The sequence below is a fragment of the Xanthobacter sp. BG11Y11_SDJG genome (assembly GCF_057364445.1).
Window position 1 is genome coordinate 1 of the sequence record NZ_JBNFNU010000404.1, and the last position, 3,825, is coordinate 3,825.

Below are 3,825 nucleotides of genomic sequence, written 5' to 3' on the forward strand. Positions count from 1 at the left end.
CGCGCGCGCGTCCGGCAGCGCCATGGCCAGCACCGGCGCCGGCCGAGATGCCAGCCCCGCCGCAACCCGATGATCAGCACCAGATGCCGGATTGGGCCCATGAATCCGTCCGTCAGGCGGCGGTGAGCGTCACCGTGTCGCCATCCTGCACGAAGCTGACCGCCACTGCGCAGTCGCGCGCCAGCATGCCGGTATAATAAGGCTGGACCACATGGGCATCCAGCCCCCCCTCCGGCGTCGTCCCCGCAATCAGCGCCTCGACGCCCTGGGGAATTCTGGCGCTGACGCCGGTGGACGCGAGCCGGAATCCCATCGCGTCCCCCTCGCCCGCCGCAGTGACCACGATGACGCCGCCGCGCGGAATGGTCGTGGTGGCGAGAAGGACGAGATTCAGCAGCAGCTTCACGCGGTTCTTCGGCAGAAGCTCGCGCGGCAGCCGCCAGTCCACGCCGGTGCGCTGGTCCTCGATCATGCCGCGAACCACCTGCTCGGCGTCGCCCAGATCGAGCCGCGCCCCCGCCGAGCCCGCCGCGCCGAAGGCGAGACGCGTGAACTGGAGCCGGGCCGAGGCCTGCCGCGCGCTCTTGGCGATCAAATCGAGCGCGACCTCGCGCATATCGGCGGCGTCTTTATCTTCAAGCACTTCGACGCCATTCACCACCGCGCCGACCGGGCTGATGACGTCGTGGCAGACCCGCGAGCAGAGCAGTGCCGCGAGGTCGAGCGCGGAAACCTCGGGCGCGGTGCCGGCGGCTTTGGTGGACATGGCGGCTCCCGCAGGGTGGCGGATCGGCGCGGCGCCCGGACCCAAAACGGCCGGCGCCCGCCCGAATCCTCAAGGGCAAGGTCGGCTCTGATACAACGGAGCCGGTGCGGCAGGCAAACCGCCACCGCAGGTGGTTTCGCCCATGTCGACCCGATCCGGCAGGAGTGCTAGGAGGCGTCCCATGACCGAGCCCCTTCCCGCCTCCCGCGCCCCCCTGCCCACGGACTCCCCGCTGCTGGCGGGCCTCGCCGCCGCCGCGCTCGATGCCGGCATCGCCATTCGCCGCATCGAGGCGGAAGGCTTCACGGCCGAGGAAAAGGCCGACAGGAGCCCCGTCACCAAGGCCGACCGCGAGGCCGAGGCCATCATCTGCGCCCATCTCGCGCGCCTTGCGCCGGGCGTGCCGGTGATCGCCGAGGAAGCCATGGCGGCGGGCGCGCAGGTGGAGCCGGGCCAGCGCTTCTTCCTGGTGGACCCGCTGGACGGCACCCGCGAGTTCCTTTCGGGCAATGGCGAGTACACGGTGAACATCGCTCTGGTGGAGGACGGCCGCCCGGTGCTCGGCATCGTCTATGCCCCGGCGCTGGCGCTGCTCTATGCCGGGCGGCCGGGCGCCGCCTTCCGCGCCTTGCGCGCGCCGGGCGCGCCGGTGGACGCGCAGGACTGGCAGCCCATCGGCTGCCGCCCGGTGCCCGACGGGCCGATCTGCGTCGCCACCAGCCGCTCGCACGGCGATCCTGTCACCGATGCCTTCGTGGCCCGACACGAGGTGGCCGAGATGATCCCCGCCGGCTCGGCCCTCAAGTTCGGCCTCCTGGCCGAGGGCAAGGTGGACCTCTATCCGCGCTTCGGCACCGTGATGGAGTGGGACACCGCCGCCGGCCATGCCTTGGTGAACGCCGCCGGCGGCCGCGTGACCCGGCCGGACGGGTCCCCCCTCACCTATGGCCACAGGGAGGCCGGGTTCAAGGTGAACGGCTTCCTCGTCTGGGGCGCGGGCCGCGCGCCCGACTGAATGCGCGGCGGCACCCGGTTAAGGGAACGATAATCCGTATCCGCGATGGTGCTTGCCGTGCGATAGGTCTGTAAAACCCGCGCGGCGCCTCACGGGCGTCACACTACGTGCCACAATGTTCCTCGATTCGAGGCGCGCTGCGCTGCCCGGCGATGGGTCCGCCGTCGGTGCCGGTGCGTGCGTTCCCGTCGCTGCCCACCGTTGGAGCCGCCATGCCCCTGGTCCAGAGCTTGCGCCCGTTCCGCCTGAGCCCCGCCACCCTGCTGGTGGCCCTCGGCCTCGCCCTTGCCGCCATCGGCCCGGCCGCGGCCCAGCAGTCGCCGACGCCGCAGACCTATTCGACCAACGAGCTGGTCAGCAAGGGCCACTCCTTCTTCGGCTCGATCTCGCGCGGACTGGCTTTGTCCATCGAGAAGGCGGTGAGCCAGTGGGGCCAGCCCAACGGCTACATCCTCGGCCAGGAGGGCGCGGGCGCCTTCATCGGCGGGCTGCGCTACGGCGAGGGCGTGCTCTATACCCGCAATGCCGGCGACCTGAAGGTCTATTGGCAGGGTCCGTCGGTGGGCTGGGACTTCGGCGGCGACGGCGCCCGCACCATGGTCCTGGTGTACAATCTGCGCAGCGTGGACGACATTTTCCGCCGGTTCGGCGGCATTTCCGGCTCGGCCTATCTGGTGGCCGGCTTCGGCATGACGGCGCTCGGGGCCGACGGCATCGTGGTGGTGCCGATCCGCTCGGGCGTGGGCGTGCGCCTCGGCGCCAATCTCGGTTACCTCAAGTTCACCCCCACGCCCACCTGGAACCCTTTCTGACCCGGGCGCGGCCAGCCGCTCTGGCGGGCGCCCGCGCGCCGTGGCATGAAGGAGCCCTCGGGGAGCGATAAGGGCGCGTGCGCGGGTGATCGAGCAGATCCTGTACTTCCTTCTGGGTGTCCTCCTTGCGACGCTCGCGGCCCTGCTCGTGCTGCCCGCGGTCTGGCACCGGGCCGTGCGCCTGACCACGCGGCGCGTCGAGGCGGCGGTGCCGGTCTCGCTGTTCGAGATCCAGGCCGACAAGGACCAGCAGCGCGCCTTCTTCGCCCTCAGCCAGCGGCGGCTGGAACTGCAGGTGGATGAGCTGCGGGCGGCCATCGTCGCCCACGCCGCCACCATCGAGGCCCAGCGCCAGCGGAACTTCGAGCTGGAGCAGACCGTCGCCGAACTCAGCCGCACTGGCGACGGCGCGGCCGCGATCGCCGCCGAACGGGCGGTGCTGATCGGCGAGCTTCAGGACCAGGTGAGCGACCTGACGGCGCGCGGCGCCGCGCTCGACCAGGAGCTCGCGGCCGCGCGCGAGACCATCGCCGCGCAAGAGACCACGGTGGCGCAATTGAATGCCCGCGTCGCCGAGCAGACAGCGACCCTCGCCGAGCGCGAGGCGAGCCTTTTCCCGCGAACAGGGCCGCGTCACCGACCTTGAAGCGGAAGCCGCGCTCCTCACCACCAACCTCACCGCCACCACGCACCGCCTGGAGACCACCACCGCCGCGCTTGAGGCCGAGCGCGCCGGCACGGAACGCCTCGCCGCCGAGCTGGAGCGCACCCAGGCCGATCTGGCGGGCGCGCAGGCGCTGGGCGCCGCGCAGGCGGAGGACATCGCCCGCCTGTCGGCCGAGCTGGAGCGCACCACCGGTGCGCTTGCCGCCGCGCACACCGATCTGGACGCCACGCGCTCGGTGGTCCACGCCTTCGAGCACCGGCGGGCCAGCGAGTTTGCCGATGCCGAGGCGGAGACGCGCCGCATCGCTGCCGACCTCGACCGCCTGCGGGCCGACCATTCGCTGATGGCGGATGCGCTGGAACGCGCGCGATCCGCCGCCGCGCCGATCGAGGAACCGGCCCCGCCGGCCGATCTCGCCCCGGTCAAGGAGGCCCTGGCCGATCTCGCGGCGCAGATCGTCGCCCTGACATCCCGTTTGGAAGGGGCGGCCTCGCCGGTTCCGGCGCTCGTCGGCGGCGACGCCGGCGCGCCATCGGGGCTCGCCGAGCGCATCCGCGCCGATGTG

4 protein-coding genes and 1 pseudogene are annotated in these 3,825 nt (G+C 72.1%); 4 read left to right on the plus strand and 1 reads right to left on the minus strand.

Annotated elements, in window-relative coordinates; translation table 11 throughout:
• Positions 1–112 precede the first annotated feature (112 nt).
• Complete coding sequence (gene chpT / locus AC2W7M_RS21690; protein WP_486134839.1) at positions 113–766, minus strand: histidine phosphotransferase ChpT; 654 nt, start codon at positions 764–766, stop codon at positions 113–115.
• A 232-nt stretch (positions 767–998) separates the two neighbouring features.
• Between chpT and cysQ the strand changes: the two genes are divergently transcribed.
• The 4 genes and pseudogenes from cysQ to AC2W7M_RS21710 all read left to right on the plus strand — a co-directional run.
• Positions 999–1,781 (plus strand): 3'(2'),5'-bisphosphate nucleotidase CysQ, encoded by a 783-nt coding sequence (cysQ, locus tag AC2W7M_RS21695; RefSeq protein ID WP_486134845.1) that lies wholly within the window; start codon positions 999–1,001, stop codon positions 1,779–1,781.
• 212 nt (positions 1,782–1,993) lie between these two features.
• Positions 1,994–2,593 carry a DUF1134 domain-containing protein gene (locus AC2W7M_RS21700; protein WP_486134841.1) on the plus strand — a complete coding sequence of 200 codons (600 nt, stop codon included), beginning with the start codon at positions 1,994–1,996 and terminating at the stop codon, positions 2,591–2,593.
• 85 nt (positions 2,594–2,678) lie between these two features.
• Positions 2,679–3,239 (plus strand): hypothetical protein, encoded by a 561-nt coding sequence (locus AC2W7M_RS21705; protein WP_486134843.1) that lies wholly within the window; start codon positions 2,679–2,681, stop codon positions 3,237–3,239.
• A pseudogene (locus tag AC2W7M_RS21710) lies at positions 3,154–3,825 on the plus strand (hypothetical protein); the annotation flags it as partial. The gene AC2W7M_RS21705 and the pseudogene AC2W7M_RS21710, both read left to right, overlap by 86 nt.